The organism is Streptomyces sp. NPDC102360 (assembly GCF_044766085.1).
GTDB lineage: Bacteria > Actinomycetota > Actinomycetes > Streptomycetales > Streptomycetaceae > Streptomyces.
In genome coordinates this window covers 106,145-125,441 of the sequence record NZ_JBIWLG010000006.1, presented here as the reverse complement: position 1 = coordinate 125,441, position 19,297 = coordinate 106,145, and the positions used below count along the sequence as shown (strand labels likewise).

Annotated in this window: 17 protein-coding genes; 10 read left to right on the top strand and 7 right to left on the bottom strand. The window is 70.0% G+C overall.

Annotation, left to right across the window (positions count from 1 at the left end; genetic code table 11):
- Position 1: 1 nt before the first annotated feature.
- On the bottom strand, positions 2 to 1,495 hold the full coding sequence (locus ACIRHA_RS23955; RefSeq protein ID WP_403850111.1) for an amino acid permease: 1,494 nt from the start codon (positions 1,493 to 1,495) through the stop codon (positions 2 to 4).
- Positions 1,496 to 1,640: 145 nt separating this feature from the next.
- Between ACIRHA_RS23955 and ACIRHA_RS23950 the strand changes: the two genes are divergently transcribed.
- Together ACIRHA_RS23950 and ACIRHA_RS23945 are read left to right on the top strand one after the other, a co-directional pair.
- Positions 1,641 to 2,873 (top strand): TerD family protein, encoded by a 1,233-nt coding sequence (locus ACIRHA_RS23950; RefSeq protein ID WP_403850108.1) that lies wholly within the window; start codon positions 1,641 to 1,643, stop codon positions 2,871 to 2,873.
- 240 nt (positions 2,874 to 3,113) lie between these two features.
- The gene (locus ACIRHA_RS23945; RefSeq protein ID WP_403849272.1) at positions 3,114 to 4,073 is read left to right on the top strand and encodes a PRC and DUF2382 domain-containing protein; all 960 of its coding nucleotides are present in this window, start codon (positions 3,114 to 3,116) and stop codon (positions 4,071 to 4,073) included.
- 54 nt (positions 4,074 to 4,127) lie between these two features.
- Here ACIRHA_RS23945 and ACIRHA_RS23940 read toward each other — a convergent pair whose 3' ends face one another.
- The 6 genes from ACIRHA_RS23940 to ACIRHA_RS23915 all read right to left on the bottom strand — a co-directional run bounded on the left by ACIRHA_RS23940 (position 4,128) and on the right by ACIRHA_RS23915 (position 10,214).
- Positions 4,128 to 5,117, bottom strand: a complete 990-nt coding sequence (locus ACIRHA_RS23940) for a zinc-dependent alcohol dehydrogenase family protein (protein WP_403849269.1) — start codon at positions 5,115 to 5,117, stop codon at positions 4,128 to 4,130.
- Positions 5,118 to 5,166: 49 nt separating this feature from the next.
- Positions 5,167 to 6,000: a carbohydrate ABC transporter permease gene (locus tag ACIRHA_RS23935; protein WP_403849267.1), complete on the bottom strand. Its 834-nt coding sequence runs from the start codon at positions 5,998 to 6,000 to the stop codon at positions 5,167 to 5,169.
- A complete protein-coding gene (locus ACIRHA_RS23930) occupies positions 6,000 to 6,938 on the bottom strand; it encodes a carbohydrate ABC transporter permease (RefSeq protein ID WP_403849263.1) in 939 nt (312 codons plus the stop codon). The genes ACIRHA_RS23935 and ACIRHA_RS23930 overlap by 1 nt, the downstream gene beginning before the upstream one ends.
- Positions 6,935 to 8,311: an ABC transporter substrate-binding protein gene (locus ACIRHA_RS23925; protein WP_403849260.1), complete on the bottom strand. Its 1,377-nt coding sequence runs from the start codon at positions 8,309 to 8,311 to the stop codon at positions 6,935 to 6,937. Before ACIRHA_RS23925 ends, ACIRHA_RS23930 begins: the two co-directional genes overlap by 4 nt.
- Positions 8,312 to 8,335: 24 nt before the next feature.
- Positions 8,336 to 9,097 carry a DeoR/GlpR family DNA-binding transcription regulator gene (locus ACIRHA_RS23920; protein WP_403849257.1) on the bottom strand — a complete coding sequence of 254 codons (762 nt, stop codon included), beginning with the start codon at positions 9,095 to 9,097 and terminating at the stop codon, positions 8,336 to 8,338.
- Between the two features lie 286 nt (positions 9,098 to 9,383).
- Positions 9,384 to 10,214, bottom strand: coding sequence for an NAD-dependent epimerase/dehydratase family protein (locus ACIRHA_RS23915; RefSeq protein WP_403849254.1), 831 nt, complete (start codon positions 10,212 to 10,214; stop codon positions 9,384 to 9,386).
- A gap of 224 nt (positions 10,215 to 10,438) precedes the next feature.
- Here ACIRHA_RS23915 and ACIRHA_RS23910 point away from each other — a divergent pair, with 224 nt between their 5' ends.
- The 8 genes from ACIRHA_RS23910 (at position 10,439) to ACIRHA_RS23875 (ending at position 19,291) form a co-directional block, all read left to right on the top strand.
- On the top strand, positions 10,439 to 11,383 hold the full coding sequence (locus ACIRHA_RS23910) for a 5-dehydro-4-deoxyglucarate dehydratase (protein ID WP_403849251.1): 945 nt from the start codon (positions 10,439 to 10,441) through the stop codon (positions 11,381 to 11,383).
- A complete protein-coding gene (locus ACIRHA_RS23905; RefSeq protein WP_403849248.1) occupies positions 11,380 to 12,540 on the top strand; it encodes a hypothetical protein in 1,161 nt (386 codons plus the stop codon). The genes ACIRHA_RS23910 and ACIRHA_RS23905 overlap by 4 nt, the downstream gene beginning before the upstream one ends.
- 169 nt (positions 12,541 to 12,709) lie before the next feature.
- Complete coding sequence (locus tag ACIRHA_RS23900; RefSeq protein ID WP_403849246.1) at positions 12,710 to 13,381, top strand: GntR family transcriptional regulator; 672 nt, start codon at positions 12,710 to 12,712, stop codon at positions 13,379 to 13,381.
- Positions 13,378 to 14,295, top strand: coding sequence for a dihydrodipicolinate synthase family protein (locus tag ACIRHA_RS23895; protein WP_403849243.1), 918 nt, complete (start codon positions 13,378 to 13,380; stop codon positions 14,293 to 14,295). The genes ACIRHA_RS23900 and ACIRHA_RS23895 overlap by 4 nt, the downstream gene beginning before the upstream one ends.
- Complete coding sequence (araD, locus tag ACIRHA_RS23890; protein WP_403849241.1) at positions 14,292 to 16,031, top strand: L-arabinonate dehydratase; 1,740 nt, start codon at positions 14,292 to 14,294, stop codon at positions 16,029 to 16,031. The genes ACIRHA_RS23895 and araD overlap by 4 nt, the downstream gene beginning before the upstream one ends.
- Positions 16,032 to 16,170: 139 nt before the next feature.
- Positions 16,171 to 17,112, top strand: a complete 942-nt coding sequence (locus tag ACIRHA_RS23885) for a carbohydrate ABC transporter permease (protein WP_403849239.1) — start codon at positions 16,171 to 16,173, stop codon at positions 17,110 to 17,112.
- Positions 17,109 to 18,035 (top strand): carbohydrate ABC transporter permease, encoded by a 927-nt coding sequence (locus tag ACIRHA_RS23880; RefSeq protein WP_403849236.1) that lies wholly within the window; start codon positions 17,109 to 17,111, stop codon positions 18,033 to 18,035. The genes ACIRHA_RS23885 and ACIRHA_RS23880 overlap by 4 nt, the downstream gene beginning before the upstream one ends.
- Before the next feature lie 8 nt (positions 18,036 to 18,043).
- On the top strand, positions 18,044 to 19,291 hold the full coding sequence (locus ACIRHA_RS23875) for a Gfo/Idh/MocA family protein (protein WP_403850106.1): 1,248 nt from the start codon (positions 18,044 to 18,046) through the stop codon (positions 19,289 to 19,291).
- The last annotated feature ends 6 nt before the right edge of the window (positions 19,292 to 19,297 follow it).

The following is a 19,297-nucleotide window of genomic DNA, read 5'->3' as shown; positions in this document are numbered from 1 at the left end:
CTCACTGGAGCGGGTCCACCGGCGGCGCCTCGCGCTCCGCGGCGATCCGGTGGACCCGCCCCCGCACCGCGTACCAGCCGATCGTCAGACACACCGCGATCGGGATCAGCATCAGCACCGTGTCGCGGCCCGCGCCGTCCTTGTCGAACCACATCATCACGATCACGCCGAGCAGGAACGCGATGGTGGTCAGCTCGATCCACGGCGAGGCCCACAGCCGGAACGCGGGCCGGCGCACGGCGCCCTCCCGCGCCCGCCGCACGAACACCAGGTGACAGAGCATGATCATCACCCAGGTGGAGATGACGCCGAGCGAGGAGACGTTGGTGACGATGGCGAACGCGTCGTCCGGGAGCCACGCGTTGAGCGCGACCCCGAACATCGCCACCGTCGCCGTCAGCAGGATCCCGCCGTACGGGACATGGCTGCCGCTCATCCGGGCCGTGAAGGACGGGGCCGAGCCCGCCATCGACATCGAGCGCAGGATGCGGCCCGTGGTGTAGAGCCCGGAGTTGAGCGAGGACATGGCGGCGGTCAGCACCACCAGGTTCATGATCCCGCCCGCCGACGGCACCCCGATCTTCGAGAGGACCGTCACGAACGGGCTCTCGTTCGCCGAGTACGCCGTCCAGGGCAGCAGCAGCGTCAGCATCACGACCGAGCCGACGTAGAAGATGCCGACACGCCACATGATCGAGTTCACGGCCTTCGGCACGACCTTCTCCGGCTCCGCGGTCTCGCCGGCCGTCACACCGACCATCTCGACCGCCGCGTACGCGAAGACCACGGTCTGTGTGATGAGGACGACCGGCAGCACGCCCAGCGGGAAGAAACCGCCGTTGTCGCTGATGAGCGAGACACCCGGGTCGTAATTTCCGTCCACAGGCTTCCCCGTCACCAGGAAGAAGATCCCGATCAGCAGGAACAGCACCAGGGCCGCCACCTTCACGATGGCGAACCAGAACTCCATCTCACCGAAGCTCTTCACGGAGATGAGGTTGATGGTCAGCACGATCGCGAGGGCGACCGCGGCCAGCGCCCACTGCGGGATCGTCGTGAACATCGACCAGTAGTGCACGTACAGGGCGACGGCGGTGATGTCGGCCATCCCGGCCGACGACCAGTTCAGTACGTACATCCAGCCGGCCACGAACGCGCCGCGCTCGCCGAGGAACTCGCGCGCGTAGCTGACGAAGGAGCCGGAGGAGGGCCGGTGGACGACCAGTTCGCCCAGTGCCCGCACCACGAAGAACGCGAACATGCCGCAGATCGCGTAGGCGAACGCGAGGGCGGGTCCCGCCTTCGCGAGGTTGCCGCCCGCACCGAGGAAGAGTCCCGTACCGATCGCCCCACCGATCGCGATCATGCTGATGTGGCGGGGCTGGAGGCTCTTGCTGTACCCGAGGTCACCGGCGTCGGCGACCCCTTCGGCGGTGGTCGGGTCGTCCAGGTGGGGGTCTTCACCCGCCGGTCCGGTTTGGTGGCCTTTGTGCATGTTCACGACGGGCACTCTCGCAAATTAAGTGCCCGGCGTCGCAGCTACGCGCCGCAGGCGTGCCGGGGCGAGAAAAGTCCCCCGCGAAAGTCCCGGGTAAGGGAACGGTAAAGCGGGGTCGATCGTTACCCCAGGCATGACCGCAATGACTCCCGGCTCGAACATCCCGCTCACCGTGCAGCGCGTGGCGGTTGACGTCACGGCGCCCGTGCGGCTCGACGTATCGGGCCTGCTGCTCACCGCCGACGGCAAGGTGCGCTCGGACGACGACTTCATCTTCTACAACCAGCCCTCGGGACCCGGCGTGACGTACACGTCGGGCGGCGGCTCCGCGCCCGACTCCATCACGGTGGACACGTCCGCAGTGCCGCCGGGCATCGAGAAGATCGTCGTCACCGCGAGCCCCGACGCCGCGGGCCAGTCGTTCCAGGGCGTCGAGCCGACGGCCACGATCCGCGGCGCGGACGACGGCTCGGTCCTCGCCACGTTCACGCCGCCGCAGCTCGGTGCGGAGACGGCGCTGGTGGTCATGGAGGTGTACCTGAGGAACGGCGCGTGGAAGGCACGCGCGGTGGGCCAGGGGTATGCAAACGGGCTCGCGGGGATCGCCACGGACTTCGGTGTGTCGGTGGAGGAGCCGGCGACCCCGGCCGCTGCTCCGGCCCCGGCCCCGCAGGCTCCGCCCGCCCCGCCGGCCGCGATGCCCGCGCCGACGCCGCCGCCGGTGGACCCGCGGACGACTCCGGCCCCGCCGGCCGCCGCGCCTGCCGCCGCCGCGCCCGCCCCGGCGCCCGGCTCCGGGAAGATCAACCTCGACAAGGGGCGCGTCTCCCTCCAGAAGAACCAGACGGTGTCCCTGGTCAAGGGCGGCAAGCCGCTGCTCTCGCAGGTCAAGATGGGCCTCGGTTGGGAGCCCGCCTACCGCGGCAAGGACATCGACCTGGACGCGTCGGTCATCGCGTACGGGCCGCAGCGCAACCACGTCGACAGCTGCTACTTCGGCAAGCTCTCGATCGTGGGCGGCGCGATCAAGCACTCCGGCGACAACCTCACGGGCGAGGGCGGCGGTGACGACGAGGTGATCGTCGTGGACCTGGGCCGCATCCCGCAGGAGGTCACGGGCCTGGTCTTCACGGTGAACTCGTTCACGGGTCAGAAGTTCACCGAGGTCGCCAAGGCGTACTGCCGCCTCGTCGACGCGGCGACGGACGAGGAGCTGGTCCGCTTCGACCTCACGAACGCCGAGGCGCAGACGGGCGTGATGATGGCGAAGCTCATCAAGCAGTTCTCCGGCGAGTGGGAGATGACGGCGATCGGCGAGTTCGTGAAGTCACGGACGGTGCGCGGAATGGTGAAGCCGGCGGCGAAGGCGCTGTAGCAGCACGCGGGCTGTTGTCATCGCCAACTGTTCACCCGGATGGCGGCACTCGGCGTATTCGGCCCGGGCGTGCCGGCGGCCCTCCATGGGGCCGCAAAGGCTCTCCTACCAGGCGTTACGGCTACGCCGAGTGAAGTCCCTTGTTGCGAACTCCCCAGGTCCGGCGCGCGATGGACCTGAGGCACATGGCCCAAGCGGCGGCCACCAGCCGCCTCCATGTCCCGAAGGGAGTGATCACGCATGACGCAGAGCGAGATCAACAACCCCGATGCCCTTGTGGGGCTCACCGCCTATGACCGCACTGGGGAGAAGATCGGCAGCGTTGAGCGGGTCTACCTCGATGACAGGACAGGCAACGCCGATTGGGTGACGGTCAAGACGGGCCTCTTCGGCATGAAGGAGACCTTCGTGCCGCTGATGGGGGCCACGCACGACAGTGACCGGCTCAACGTGCGGTACACCAAGGAAGCGGTCAAGGACGCGCCGCGGGTCGACGCCGATCAGCACCTCGACGAGTCCGAGAAGAACGAGCTGTACACGCACTACGGCATGACGCGCCCCTCGGCGGACGCCGCCGGCACTCAGCCCCAGCGACCGGCCCAGACCGACACGGGGCGGATGGGGGCGGCGGGCACGGCGGGCACAGCGGGTGCCGCGGGCGCGGCCGGTGCCATGGGCGCCGGAGCCGGCGCACGGTCGGACTCCGGGCGGCACGCGGCTGCCGGTGCGGGTGCCGGTGCGGGTGCCGGCGCACGGGAGCCTGCCATGCGCTCCGGAGCCGGCGCCGACGGCGACCGCAAGGCCGACGAGATGATCCGCTCCGAGGAGCGCCTGCGCGTGGGCGTCGAGGAGCAGGAAGTCGGCCACGCGCACCTGCGCAAGACGGTGGAGACGGAGAACGTCACCACGTCGGTGCCCGTGTCCCACGAAGAGGTCCGCGTCGTGCGCGAACCGATCCGTGAGGGCGATGGCGGGAAGGCCACGATCGGCGAGGGCGAGACCGAGGTGACGCTGCACGCGGAGCGCGCGGTCGTCCGGAAGGAGACCGTTCCGGTCGAGCGCGTTCGGCTTGAGACCGAGAAGGTCACGGAGACGAAGGAGGTCTCCGACACCGTCCGCAAGGAGAAGATCGAGTTCGACGAGCCGAAGGACGACGGCATGCCCGGCGAGGGCCGGGGCCGCCGCGGGCCGCGCCACTGACCGCAGCAGGAAGCGTGCGGGCCCGCCGGGAAGACGGGCCCGCACCGCTGTGTGTCAGGGCACCACGACGATCTTCCGGCCCACGCCCGAGGCGAACTGGTCGAGCGCCTGCGGGTAGTTGGCGAGCGGCAGCCGGTCGCTGATGAAGACGGACGGGTCCAGGACACCGCCCGCGAAGAGCTCCGCCGCCCGCTCGTAACTGTGCAGGACCGCCATCGAGCCGGTGATGGTGATCTCCTGGTTGTAGATGCGGTACGGGTCGATGGTCACGCGTGTCGCGTAGTCGGCCACGCCGAACTGGAGGAACGTGCCCGCCTTGGAGACACGGCCGAGGCCGTCCTGGATCGCCGCCGCGTTGCCGGTCGCGTCGATGACGACGTCCCAGCCGGTGGGGCGGTCCAGCTCGTCCGGGTTCGCCGCGGACGCCGAGACACCGAGGCGCTGGGCCGTCTTGAGGCGGTCCGGATTGAGGTCCACCACCTCCACGCTCGCCGCGCCGGTCCGCTTGGCCAGCTCCAGCATCATCAGGCCCATCGTGCCCGAGCCGTAGATCAGGACGTGTGAGCCGAGCCGTGACTGCAGGACGTCGTAGCCGCGCACCGCGCAGGACAGCGGTTCGATGAGCGCCGCGTCCTGGGTCTGTACGTGGTCGGGGAGCGGGACGCAGTTGGCGACCGGCGCGACGGCGTACTGGGCCGCGCCGCCCGCCGTCGACACCCCGATCGCCGCCCACCGCTCGCACAGATTGCCCCGCCCGGCCCGGCAGTAGCGGCACTCGTGGCAGTGCAGGGAGGGGTCCACCGCCACCCGGTCGCCGACCCTCAACTCCGTTACCTGAGAGCCCACTTCGGCGATCGTGCCCGCGAACTCGTGACCCGGGACCACCGGCAGCGTAGGGGCGAACTCGCCCTGCAGGATGTGCAGATCGGTGCCGCAGAGCCCGCAGGCCGCGACCTCGACGATCACGTCGCGGGGGCCCGGTGTCGGATCCGGCACCTCGCCGACGACGACCTTGCCCACCGATTCGACGATCGCGGCCTTCATGTACAACCTCCAAAGCACGTACGGGAGTTGTGGCAGTGCTGCACTCGGTTCACTTCACCGCGCCGAGGGACAGGCCCTGGACGAGCTTGTCCTGGGCGGCGAACCCTGCCGCGAGCACCGGCAGGGAGATCACGAGGGACGCGGCGCACACCTTCGCCAGGAACAGGCCCTGGCTGGTGATGAAGCCGGTCAGGAAGACGGGTGCGGTCTGGGCGACGACGCCGGTCAGCACCCGCGCGAAGAGGAGTTCGTTCCAGGAGAAGATGAAGCAGATCAGGGCCGTCGCCGCGATGCCGGGCAGGGCGATCGGGGCGACCACCCGGGTCAGGACCGTCGGAAGCCGCGCCCCGTCGATCTGCGCCGCCTCGATCACCGCGACCGGCACCTCGGCCAGGAACGACTGCATCATCCACACCGCGATCGGCAGGTTCATCGACGTGTAGAGGATGACCAGGAGCCAGATGTTGTCGAGGAAGCCGGTGTTCTTCGCGAAGAGGTAGATCGGCAGCAGGCCCGCCACCACCGGCAGCATCTTTGTGGAGAGGAAGAAGAACAGGACGTCGGTCCACTTGCGGACCCGGCGGATCGACAGCGCGTACGCCGCGGGGAGCGCGAGCAGCAGCACGAGCAGCGTCGCGACCAGCGAGGCCACCGTCGAGTTGATGAGTGCGGGCCAGGGGCTCGCGCCGCCGCCCGCGCCGAAGAAGTCGCGGTAGCCGTCGAGGGTGAGCGAGGCGGCGAAGGACGGCGGGTTGGTGGCCGCGTCCGACTCCGAGTGGAAGGACGTCAGGGCCATCCAGGCGATCGGCAGGAAGAAGACGATGCCGGCCAGCCAGGCGAGCAGTCCAAGTCCCTTGCCGCGCAGAAAAGTTGAGAACGTCATCAGCGTGACCCCTCCTCGCGGAACAGCGACGACACGACGCGCAGCGCGAACGTCGCGATGATGATCGAGCCGATGACGACCAGCACGCCGGCCGCCGAGGCGAGACCGTTCTCGTGGGCCTGGTAGAAGGACTGGTAGACGGTGTACGGCAGGTTGGCGGTGCCGAGGCCGCCGGACGTGATGGTGAAGACGGCGTCGAAGTTCTGCACGATGTAGATCGAGCCGAGCAGCGCGCCCAGCTCCAGATACCTGCGCAGGTGGGGAAGGGTCAGGTACCGGAAGGTCTGCCACGGGCCCGCGCCGTCCACGCGGGCGGCCTCGAGGTGTTCGGGGGAGCGCGACTGGAGCCCCGCGAGCAGGATCAGCATCATGAACGGCGTCCACTGCCAGACGAGGGAGAGCTCCACCGCGAGCAGCGGCGTGTTCGAGATCCAGTCGGGCTGGGGGCCGCCCACGTAGTGCAACAGCCCGTTGAGCAGGCCGTATTCGGGGTTGTAGAGGACGTGCTTCCACAGTAGTGCCGCGGCGACCGGGACGATCAGGAACGGTGCGATCAGCAGCGTACGGACCAGGCCGCGGCCCTTGAAGCGCCGGTCGAGCAGCAGTGCGAGGGCGAGGCCGATCACCAGGCTGGCCACGACCACCGACACCGTCAGGACGATCGTGGTGAGGACGGACTTGCGCAGGTCCGGGTCGGTGAGGACCTCGGAGTAGTTGCCGAAGCCGGTGAAGTGGCGGGCGTCCGGGTACAGCGCGTTCCAGTCGAAGAACGAGATCACGAGCGTGGCCACGAACGGGAGTTGGGTGACCACGATCATGAAGACCAGGGCGGGCAGCAGTGGTGCGCGGGTCGCCCAGGCGCGCAGTCTGCTCGGGGTGTTCGGGACGACCGGCGTGGGAGTGGGGCGGGTCGCGGGAGCGGTGGTCGTGGTGGTCATCGGCCCTCGTACTCCTTCGCGATCTCGGCGGCGAGCTTCTGGGACTTGGCCAGGGCCGAATCGACCGACTGGCGTCCGGCGACGGCCGCGCTGATCTCCTGCGAGACCTTGGTGCCGAGGTCGGTGAACTCGGGGATGCCGACGAACTGGATGCCGGGCGCGGGCCGCGGCTGCACGCCCGGATCGCTTGGCCGCGCGCTCTCGATGGCGGCCTGCGTCTGGGCCTGGAAGGGGGCCGCCTCCTCGCGGTACTGCGGGATGTCGTACGTGGAGGCGCGCTTGCCGGCCGGCACGTTGGCCCAGCCGAACTTCTCGCCGACGAGCTTCTCGTACTCCTTGCCGGAGGCCCAGGAGATGAACTTCCAGGCCTTGTCGGGGTTGGGGGAGGCCTTCTGGAGGCCCCAGGCCCAGGTGTAGAGCCAGCCGCTGGACTTCGTCTTCTCGGTGGGCGCGGCGACGTAGCCGATCTTGCCCTTGACCGGGGACTTGGCCGCTTCGAGCGAGCCCGCGGCGGAGGTCGCGTCGTACCACATGGCGGTCTTGCCCTGGGTGAGGTTGTTGAGGCACTCGGCGAAGCCGGCCTGGGCGGCGCCGGACTCTCCGTGCTTGCGCACCAGGTCGACGTAGAACTTGGTCGCTTCCTTGAAGCCCTTGTCGTCGAGGCGGGCCTTCCAGTCCTTGTCGAACCAGGTGCCGCCGAAGGTGTTCACGACCGTGGTCAGCGGCGCCATCGACTCGCCCCAGCCGGGCAGCCCGCGCAGGCAGATGCCCTTCATGCCCTTCTCGGCGCCGTCGGCCTTGGCCGAGAGGTCCGCGACCTGCTGCCAGGTCGGGTGCTCGGGCATCTTCAGGCCCTTCTTGGCGAAGACGTCCTTGCGGTACATCAGGAAGGACGACTCGCCGTAGAACGGTTCGCCGTAGAGCTTCCCGTCGTCGCCGGTGAGCGACTCGCGCATGGGGGCGAGGATGTCCTTCTGGTCGAAGCCCTTGTCCTTGCTCACGTAGGGGCCGAGCGAGCGCAGCCAGCCGTTGCGGGCGTAGATCGGGATCTCGTAGTTGGAGAGGGTCGCGACGTCGTACTGGCCCGCCTGGTTGGCGAAGTCCTGGCTGATCTTGTCGCGGACGTCGTTCTCCGGCAGCACCGTGAAGTTCACCTTGATGCCGGTCTCCTGCGTGAAGTGCTTGGCCGTGAGCTTCTGCAGCTCGACCATCTGCGGGTTGTTGACCATCAGGACGTTGAGGGAGTCACCGCCGCTGCCGAGCCCGCCGGCGCCGGCCCAACAGCCGGACAGGAGGGGGGTGGTGAGCAGCGCCCCTGCGGCGGCCATCACGAGCAGGGGGCCCGGTGGCCTGCGTCGGCTCTGGGTTCGCATCGATGCTCCTGGGGTTGTGGGTGTTCACACGCGGATGACCTGAGGCCCCAGCAGCGAGTAGCGGTGGGCCTCGGACATGGGTAGCTGAGTGCTGGTGACGATCGCTTCCAAGGCGCCTACCGGGGCGAAGCGGCAGAAGCTGGTCGCGCCGAACTTGGTGTGCACGCCCGCGAAGACCGTGCGCCGCGCCGCCCGGATCGCCTGCGACTTCACCTCGCTGACGGCCGGGTCGGGGGTGGTCAGGCCGTGGTCGCGGGAGATGCCGTTGGCGCCGATGTAGGCGAGGTCGACGACGAACCCGGCGAGCATCTTCGACGTCCAGTGGTCCACGGTCGCGAGCGTGCCCGCGCGGACCCGGCCGCCGAGCAGCAGCACGGTCGTGTTGTCGTTCCCGGCGAGCGCGCCGGCGGTGGCGAGGGAGGCGGTGACGACGGTCAACGGCCGCTCGCGCGGCAGCGCCTCGGCGATCAGCTGCGGCGTGAAGCCCTCGTCGACGAAGACCGTCTCGGCGTCGCCGAGCAGCTCCGCCGCGGCCGCGGCGATCCGCCGCTTCTCCGGCACGTGCATCGTCGTGCGGAACGCCAGCGTCGTCTCGAACCCGGCGCTCTCCACCGGATACGCCCCGCCGTGCGTACGCCGCACCAGGCCGTGGTCCTCCAGGGCCCGCAGGTCGCGGCGCACGGTCTCCTTCGCGACACCGAGCGCGGCCGCGAGTTCGGTGACGTCGACGGAGCCGGAGTGCCGCGCCGTCCGCACGATCTCCCGCTGTCGTTCCTCCGCGCTCATGCCCGCCGACCTCCGTACCTGTCACTGCCCGTGCACTGCCCGTTCGGGCTTTTCGGGCCCGGAAGGACCCGCACCGGAAGTTGTACCGGGGGTACGCCGAGGTGAACAGGCCCCCAGCGGGCCCGATGCCGCCCGTTCCTGCCCGTTTCGCGGGGCGCGCGGTCCGGCCCGGACCTGCGGGGGAGCGGGGAATCATGTGGGTTCGGGCGGGGCGGATGCCCGAACAAGGCGGCGGGCGGGCCCGTTAGGTGCCCGCCCGCCGCTCCGTCCTACGGAAAACGTGTGCTCAGTACGGCCAGATCGGCGGGTCGTTGATGAAGCGGCCGCCCATGTAGCGATGCGCGGGGTTGTCGTCGCTGAGCGGGCCGTGCTCGGCAAGGAGCTTCTCCGCGTACGCCTCCGAGTCGTCCTGCGGCTCGTAGCCGAGGGCGCGGGCGCTGGAGAGGTCCCACCACAGGCGGGTGTTGTCGGACGAGCCGTAGACGACGGTGTGGCCGACCTTCTCGGCGGTCAGCGCCGCGTGGAAGAGCCGGGCGCCGTCCTGGGGGCTCATCCACACCGACATCATGCGGACGTCCGTGGGCTCCTTGAAGCAGGAGCCGATGCGTACGGAGACGGTCTCCAGGCCGTGCTCGTCCCAGTAGAACTGGGCGAGGTCCTCGCCGAACGACTTCGACAGGCCGTAGTACGTGTCGGGGCGGCGCAGCGTCTCGACCGGGACCAGCGGCGCGCCGTCCTCCACGTGCGGGCGCGGCGTGTAGCCGATCGCGTGGTTGGAGGAGGCGAAGACGATGCGGGGGGCCGTGCCGTCCGTGCGGGACGCGGCCTCCTCGCGTACGGCCTCGTAGAGGTGGTAGGTGCCCTTGATGTTCGAGTCGAGGATCTTCTCGAAGGTCGACTCCAGGCTGATGCCGGCGAGGTGCAGCACGCCGTCGACGTCGCGCACCGCCTCGCGCAGTGCCTCCGTGTCGCTGAGATCGGCGATGATCGCGTCGGGCGCGTTCTCGACCGGGCGCACGTCGAGCAGGCGGAGCTCGTAACCGTGCTGGGGCAGCAGCTCCCGCATCAGGGTGCCGAGTCCGCCGGCCGCGCCGGTGAGCAGGAGGGTGCGGGGCATGCGTGTGATCTCCGTGTCTGTGAGCCGTGTGTCCGTGAGCCGTTCACATTCGTGGATGCAGGGAAACGCTATGGAGTGGTGTCGTACCCGTCAAGAGAGCTGCACGGGAGGTGAGTTCGGGCGCTTGACCGCGCTCAAAGGGGCGTCCTACCGTGGATGTTCAGAAATGTAAACGCGAATCATAACCGTGCACGTATGGCCGTGCATCAGCTCAGGGAGAGCCCGTGACGCCACCTTCGCTCGCCGCCCGACTCCGTGACCCCCGAGGGCCGCTGTTCTTCCCCGTCACCGCGTACGGGCCCGACGGATCCGTCGACCTCGACACCTACCGCACCCATGTCCGGCGCGGCGTCGAGGCCGGGGCCGCCGCCGTGTTCGCCTGCTGCGGCACAGGGGAGTTCCACGCCCTCACGCCCGAGGAGTTCGAGGACTGCGTCGCGGCCGCGGTCGAGGCGACGGCGGGCCGGGTGCCCGTCGTCGCGGGCGCCGGATACGGCACCGCGCTCGCGGTCCGCTACGCGCAGGCGGCCGAACGGGCGGGCGCGGACGGCCTGTTGGCGATGCCGCCCTATCTCGTCGTCGCCGGTCAGGAGGGGCTGCTGCGGCACTACGCCGAGCTGGCCGACGCGACCTCCCTCGACACCATCGTCTACCAGCGCGACAACGCGGTCTTCACCCCGGAGACCGTCGTCGCGCTCTCCCGTCACCCCAAGGTGATCGGGCTCAAGGACGGGCTCGGCGACCTGGACCTGATGCAGCGGATCGTGAGCGCCGTACGGACGGAAGGGCCGGAGGATTTCCTTTACTTCAACGGGCTGCCCACGGCCGAACTCACCGGGCTCGCCTACCGCGGCATCGGCGTCACCCTCTACTCCTCCGCCGTCTTCGCCTTCGCGCCCGAGCTCGCGCAGGCCTTCCACAAGGCGCTGAACGCGGGCGACGACATCACGGTGAACCGGCTGCTCGACGGCTTCTACCGGCCCCTCGTCGAGCTCCGCAACCAGGGGCGCGGGTACGCGGTCTCGCTCGTGAAGGCGGGGGTGCGGCTCGGCGGGCTCGACGTCGGCGGGGTGCGGCCGCCGCTGCACGAGCCGCGCGCGGAACACATCGAGCGGCTTACCGAACTCATCGAACAGGGCGCCAAGTTGCTGGAAGGAGCCGACGCATGAGGGCCTCCACCTTCGTCTACCCCTGGGACGTCAACGGCGACCCGGACGCCGCCCGCCGCATCGCCGACCTCGGCGTCCAGCAGGTCACCCTCGCCGCCGCGTACCACTCCACGCGCGCGCTGACGCCCCGCCATCCGCGCCACCGCATCGTGACGGCGGAGCACGCGGCCGTGCTGTACCCCGTCGATGAACATCGCTGGCAGGGACGGGAGTTGGTGCCGTACGAGGCCGGGGACTGGGCCCCGGGTGATGCCTACGGAGAGGCCGCCGAGGCCCTCGCGGACGCCGGACTCGACGTCCACACGTGGGTTGTGCTCGCCCACAACTCCCGGATGGGCGCCGAGCATCCGCACACCTCCGTCGTCAACGCCTACGGCGACCGCTACCCCTGGGCGCCGTGCATCGCGCAGCCCGCCACGCGCGCCTACCTCGTCGACCTGGCGGCGGAGGCGGCGACGCGCCCCGGCGCGCGCGGCACCGAACTCGAATCGCTCGGCTGGTACGGCCTCGCGCATCTGCACGCCCACGACAAGACCGGCGGCGTCGGTCTCGGCGAGGCCGGGCAGTACCTGATGTCGCTGTGCTTCTGCGCATCCTGCCGCGAGGGATACGGTCAACACGGTCTGGATCCGGTCGAGTTGGCGGTATCCGTTCGGTCCGCCCTGGACCCCGTATGGCGGGGGAAGGCGTCGGACGACGGCTGGGCGACGGTCGAGAAGCTGCTCGGCGCCGAGACCGCGGCCGCCACGCGCGCGTACCGCGACACCACGGCCCGCACCCTCCAGCAGGCGGCTGTCGCGGCGGTACGGGCCGCGGCACCCGCCGATTTCCAGGTGCTGCTGCACGCCGACCCGGTGTCGTACCACTGCGGGGCCAACGCCGGCGTCGACCCGGAGCACATCCTCTCCGTCGCCGACGGCGTCGTCGTGCCCTGCACGGGCGGTGCGGGCCTGGTGCGCCCGTTCGCGGAACAGGGCGGGGGTGTCGTCGCCGCGAACCTCACCGTCGTACGCGGCATGGGTGGCAGCCCGGACAGCCTCGCGCAGGACGCGCGCGCGGCACGGGAGCTGGGCGCAACACAACTCCGGCTGTACCACGCGGGGCTGGCGTCGGACGGGGACCTCTCCGCGGTGGCGGGGGCGCTCGCAGAGCTCTGACGGGCGAGGCGGCGAGGGGCAGCGGGTGATCAACTTCCATATGGTTCATGGAAGTTGTGTGAACTTCTTTTGCCGGAAGCGTTGACGAAACACAGTCGCCCTTCTAGCTTCAACGCGTCGTACTTCGTACGTCATATATGAGACGCGATACGCCATACGAGAGGCCCGCATGACCTCTGTGCCCACGCCGATCCCCTCCCGTACCCAGTACGTCCTGGAGGAGATCAAGCGCCGCATCCTGACCGGGCGGCTGCGCCCCGGTCAGGCCCTGGTGGAGACCGATGTGGCCGCCCAGTTCGGGGTCTCCAAGACCCCGGTGCGCGAGGCGCTCAAGACCCTCGCCGGGACCGGGCTCGTCGTGATGAGCCAGTACAAGGGCGTCACGGTGCGCATGGTGGACGCCGACATGGCCCGCGAGGTCTACGACGTGCGGCTGCTGCTCGAACCGGAGGCGCTGCGCCGCACCGTGTGCCGCCGCGCCTCCCTCGACGCCGCCCGCGACGCGCTGCACAGCGCCGCCACCGCGAGCGACACGGCCCAGCGCTCGCTCGCCAACCGGGAGTTCCACCGCGCCCTGTACCTCCCCTGCGGCAACCCGCTGCTCGGCAGGATGCTCGACGAGGTCCGCGACCAGGCCGCCCTCGTGTCCGCCGTGGCGTGGGCCGCCGACCCCTCGTGGGACCGGGAGGCCGCCGAGCACCGGGAGATCCTGGAGCTCGCCCTCGCCGGTGACGCCCAGGGGGCCTCGCGTGCGCTGCGTGACCACATCGCGTCGTTCGTCGAGCGGGCCTTCCCCGAAGTGCGGGAAGACCGGGAAGAAGAGGGTGAGCAGCACTCATGAGAGTCACACCAGCCAAGTTCGAGACCCAGCGCGCCGCGCTCGCCGATGTGGTCGCGATCCCGGTGACCCCGTTCGCCGAGGACGGATCCGTCGACGAGGGCCAGTACAGGGCCCTGCTGCGGCGCCTGCTCGACAGCGGGGTGCGCACCCTCACGCCGAACGGGAACACCGGCGAGTTCTACGCCCTCGGCCCCGAAGAGCGCCGCCTCGTCACGGAGTTGACCCTCGACGAGGTGGGGGAGCGGGGCATCGTCCTCGTAGGCGTCGGCCATGACGTGCCGACCGCGATCGAGGCCGCCCGGCACGCCGGCGAGCACGGCGCCCACATGGTGATGGTCCACCAGCCCGTGCACCCCTACGTGTCCGAGGTCGGCTGGGTCGACTACCACCGGGCGATCGCGCGGGCCGTGCCCGAACTCGGCGTCGTCCCGTACCTCAGGAACGCGGCGCTCCCCGGCGCCCGGCTCGCCGAACTCGGCGCGGCCTGCCCGAACGTGATCGGCGTGAAGTACGCGGTCCCGGACGCCGCGCGCTTCGCCGGATTCGCCCGGGACGCGGGCCTCGACCGGTTCGTCTGGGTGGCCGGGCTCGCCGAGCCGTACGCGCCCGCCTACTTCTCCGCGGGCGCCACCGGCTTCACCTCGGGGCTCGTGAACGTCGCGCCGAGCGTCTCGCTGTCCATGATCGAAGCGCTTCGATCGGGCGACTACCCCGCCGCCATGAAGGTGTGGGAGCAGATCCGCCGCTTCGAGGAACTGCGCGGCGCCGACGCCTCCGCCAACAACGTCACCGTCGTCAAGGAGGCCCTCGCCTCCCTCGGCCTGTGCCGCCGCGACGTCCGCCCGCCGAGCAAGGAACTGCCTGAGACGGAGCGCGCAGAGGTCGCCGAGATCGCGGCGGGGTGGTCCATATGACCGCCCCGGACCGGAGACTCGAGCCCGAACAGCTCCGCTCACACCAGTGGTACGGCACCGAGGGCCAGTTGCGCACCTGGTCGCACAACGCCCGGATGCGCCAACTCGGGTACGAGGCCGAGGAGTACAAGGGTCGCCCGGTCATCGCCGTCCTCAACACGTGGTCCGACATCAACCCCTGCCACGTACACCTGCGCGAGCGCGCCGAGGCCGTGAAGCGCGGTGTGTGGCAGGCGGGCGGCTTCCCGCTGGAGTTCCCCGTGGCCACGCTCTCGGAGACGTACCAGAAGCCGACCCCGATGCTCTACCGCAACCTGCTCGCGATGGAGACCGAGGAGCTGCTGCGCTCCTACCCGGTCGACGCGGCGGTGCTGCTCGGCGGCTGCGACAAGTCGACACCCGCCCTGCTCATGGGCGCGGCCTCCGCGGACGTGCCGGCGATCTTCGTGCCGGCCGGTCCGATGCTGCCCGGTCACTGGCGCGGCGAGACCCTCGGCTCCGGCACCGACATGTGGAAGTACTGGGACGAGCACCGGGCAGGCAACCTCACCGACTGCGAACTCCGGGAACTCCAGGGCGGGTTGGCGAGGTCGCCCGGTCACTGCATGACCATGGGGACCGCGTCCACCATGACCGCGGCGGCCGAGACCCTCGGTATGACGCTGCCGGGTGCCTCCTCGATCCCGGCCGTCGACTCCGCGCACGAGCGGATGGCCGCCGCCTCCGGGCGCCGCGCCGTCGACCTCGCGTGGACAGGGCTCAAGCCGTCCGAGATCCTCACCCCCGAGGCCTTCGAGGACGCCGTCACCACGGTGCTCGGACTCGGCGGCTCCACCAACGCCGTCATCCACCTCATCGCCATGGCGGGGCGGGCCGGAGTGCCGCTCACGCTCGACGACTTCGACCGCGTGGCGCGCACCGTTCCCGTGCTCGCGAACGTGCGGCCGGGCGGACGGACGTACCTGATGGAGGACTTCTACTTCGCCGGTGGCCTGCCCGCGTTCCACTCCCGGATCACCGACCTGCTGCACCTCGAACGGCCCACGGTCAGCGGGCGGTTCGGCGATCAGGTCGAAGGCGTCGAGGTCCACGACGACGACGTGATCCGCGCCCGTACGAACCCGGTCGCGGTCGAGGGCGGTGTCGCCGTCCTGCGCGGCAACCTCTGCCCCGACGGCGCCGTCATCAAGCACATCGCCGCCGAGCCGGGGCTGCTCAAGCACACCGGCACGGCAGTCGTCTTCGACGACTACAAGACCATGCAACGCACCATCAACGACCCGGAGTTGGGCATCACCGCCGACAGCGTCCTGGTGCTGCGCGGCTCGGGCCCCAAGGGTGGGCCCGGCATGCCCGAGTACGGGATGCTGCCCATCCCCGACCATCTGCTCAAGCAGGGTGTGCGCGACATGGTGCGGCTCTCCGACGCGCGGATGAGCGGCACGAGTTACGGGGCGTGCGTCCTGCACATCGCCCCCGAGTCGCACGTCGGGGGACCGCTCGCGCTGGTCCGCGGCGGGGACACCATCACCCTCGACGTCGCCGCCCGGTCCCTCCAACTCAATGTGAGCGACGAGGAGTTGGAGGGGCGGAGGGACGCGTGGACGCCACCCGCCGAGCGTCATCAGCGCGGCTACGGCGTGCTCTACAACGAGCAGATCACCCAGGCCGACACCGGCTGCGACTTCGCGTTCCTGGCGGGGCCCGGCGCGGTCCCGGACCCGTACGCGAGCTGAGTCACCGCGCACCACCTCGCACCACAGTCCGTAGGAAGCGCTTCGATACGTGCCACGTGCAAGCGCTTTCTACGGCCCCGTACACCCCGTACAGAAGCAAGAAGCACCGACCTGAGCCACCGAGAACGGAGTTCCCGTCATGGCCCAAGCCGCAGCCGTGGCCAAAGCACCGCAGGGCGCGTCGCCGCCCCGGCGCCGCAAGTCAGCCACCCCGCGCAGGCTCCCGTATCTGCTGATCGCGCCCGCCGGGCTGCTGATGCTGGGCTTCATCGCGTATCCCGTCATCAGCGTCTTCTACTACAGCGTGCAGCACTTCAACCCGACCAAGCCGTGGCGCAACGGGTTCGCGGGGCTCGACAACTTCGTCACCGCGTTCACCAACGACCCGGACTTCTGGCGGACACTGGGCTTCAGCCTCCAGTGGGTCGTCGTCCAGGTGGTGCTGCAACTGCTGCTCGGCCTCGGGCTCGCGCTCGTCGTCAACCAGACCTTCGTCGGCCGCGGCATGGCCCGCGCCCTCGTCTTCTCGCCCTGGGCCGTCTCCGGCGTGCTGACCTCCGCCGTCTGGATGCTGCTCTACAACTCCCAGACGGGCATCACGCGTTACCTCGCGGACATGGGGATCGGCACGTACGGCACGTCCTGGCTGTCGGACACCGCGACCGTCTTCCCGGCCGTCGTCACCGCCGAACTCTGGCGCGGCGTCCCCTTCTTCGCGATCCTCATCCTCGCCGACCTGCAGTCCGTTTCGAAGGATCTGTACGAGGCCGCCGAGGTCGACGGGGCGAGCCGGCTGCGCCAGTTCTTCCACATCACACTGCCGCACCTCAAGGACGCGATCATCCTGTCCACGCTGCTGCGCGCGGTCTGGGAGTTCAACAACGTCGACCTGCTCTACACCCTCACCGGCGGCGGACCCGCGGGTGAGACGACCACCCTGCCGCTGCGCATCGCCTCCATCGCCGTCGACAGCCACGACTTCGGCTACGCGTCCGCGCTGACGTCCATCGCCTTCGTGATCCTCCTGTTCTGCTCGATGATCTATCTCCGCCTGAGCAAGTTCGGGGGCGAGGACAAGTGACCGTCAAGGAAGCCGAATTGACCGCCACCACGACAGCGCCCGCCACCACGACGGCCGGCGGCCGGCACCGCGCCGCCCTCCGGCCCTCCAAGAAGGGCCGCTCAGGACCCTCCTGGGAAGACGTTCCGCGCTGGCAGATCTACGTACCGCTCGGCGTCTACCTCCTCTTCACGCTCATCCCGTTCTACTGGATGCTGCTGTTCGCGTTCCGGCCCACCGGGTCCACGTCCCTCGTGCCGTGGCCGCTCACCTTCGAGCACTTCGACAAGGTGTGGAACGAGCGGTCGTTCGCGATCTTCTTCCAGAACAGCCTGCTCGTCGGCCTCGCCTCGATGCTGATGACGACGGTCGTGGCACTGGCCGGCGGCTACGCGCTCGCCCGCTTCAACTTCCGCATCAAGCAGGGCTTCATGCTCGCGCTGCTGTGCTCGCAGTTCATTCCGGGCGCCCTGATGCTGGTCCCGCTGTTCCAGATCTTCGCCAACCTGCGGCTGATCAACTCGCTCGGCAGCGTCATCATCGCCGAGACCGTCTTCCAGCTGCCGCTCACGATGATCCTCATCAGCGGCTTCATCAAGAACGTGCCGTACTCGCTCGAAGAGGCCGCCTGGGTCGACGGCTGCGGACGCTTCCGCGCCTTCTGCGCCGTCGTCCTCCCTCTTCTGCGACCGGGGCTCATCGCGGTCGGCTCCTTCGCCTTCGTGCACAGCTGGAACCACTTCCTGTTCGCCCTCATGTTCCTCTCCAACCAGGACAAGCAGACGATCCCGGTCGGCCTCGCCACCCTCATGGGCGCCGACTCCGTCGACCTGGGCGCGCTCGCCGCCGGCGGCGTCGTGGCCGCGCTGCCCGTGGTGATCGTCTTCGCCTTCATTCAGAAATGGCTCGTCACGGGGTTCAGCGCGGGGGCGGTGAAGGGATGACAACCACTATGAAGATCAAGTCGATCATGCAGACAGACAACGGCAGCCCGGTGCGCGAGCCCGTTCCCGTCGTCCTCGCGGGCGCGCGCGGACACGGACGCTGGCACCTGAACAACCTGCGCGGCCTCGCGGAGGCGGGACGCGTGCAGCTCGTCGGGGTGTGCGAGCTGAAGCCGCTGGACGCGGCGGAGCTCGACGGATTCGAGGCCGACGACGTCGTGCAGTCCGCCGACTTCGGGGAGCTGCTCGACCGCACCGGCGCCCGGATCGCGATCATCTGCACCCCGATCCCGACCCACACGGAGCTGGCCCTGGTCGCCGCCGAGCGGGGCGTGCACCTGCTCCTGGAGAAGCCGCCCGCGCCGTCATATACGGAATACGAGCGGATGGCGGCCGGGGTGGCCGCGGCGGGGATCGCCTGCCAGGTGGGCTTCCAGTCGCTCGGCTCGCATGCGGTGTCCCATATACGAGATCTCGTACGTGACGGCGCCATCGGCGAGCCCCTCGGCATCGGAGCCGCCGGGGCCTGGGCCCGCGACGAGGCCTACTACCGGCGCGCCCCCTGGGCCGGGCGCCGCAGCCTCTCCGTCGACGGCGGGACCGGCAGCGGCACGGGCCGCACCGTCGATGTCGTCGACGGAGTCCTCACCAACCCCCTCGCCCACGCCGTCGCCACCTCCCTCGCCCTCGACGGCGCGACCGGCGGCGACGACCTCACCGCGATCCGCACCGAGCTGTACCGCGCCAACGACATCGAGGCGGACGACACCTCGTGCGTCGAGCTGACCACCCGTACCGGATCGCGCGTCACCGTCGCCGCGACCCTGTGCGCCGAGCTGCCCGACGAGCCGTACGTCATCGTGCACGGCAGCCACGGCCGGATCACGTTCTGGTACAAGCAGGACCGCGTCCTCGTGCAGCGCGCGGGCCACGGCCCGGAGGAGACCGTGCACGGGCGCACCGACCTCCTGGCGAACCTCGTCGAGCACCTCGCCACCGACGGGGAGACGCCGCTGCTCGTGCCGCCCGCCTCCGTCGGCGCGTTCATGCGCGTGGTCGAGGCGATCCGGCGGGCGCCCGCGCCGCTGGCGCTGCCCGCCGACGCGTGGAGCGAGATGCCCGCCGACCGGCCGGGCACCGTACGCCGGGTGGTGCACGGCGCCGACGGGCTCGTCGCCGCGAGCGCCGACGGACTCACCGGTTTCGCCCGGCTCGGCGCGTCCTGGGCCCGCTCCGGAGTGGAGGCCTCGTCGTGACCCGAA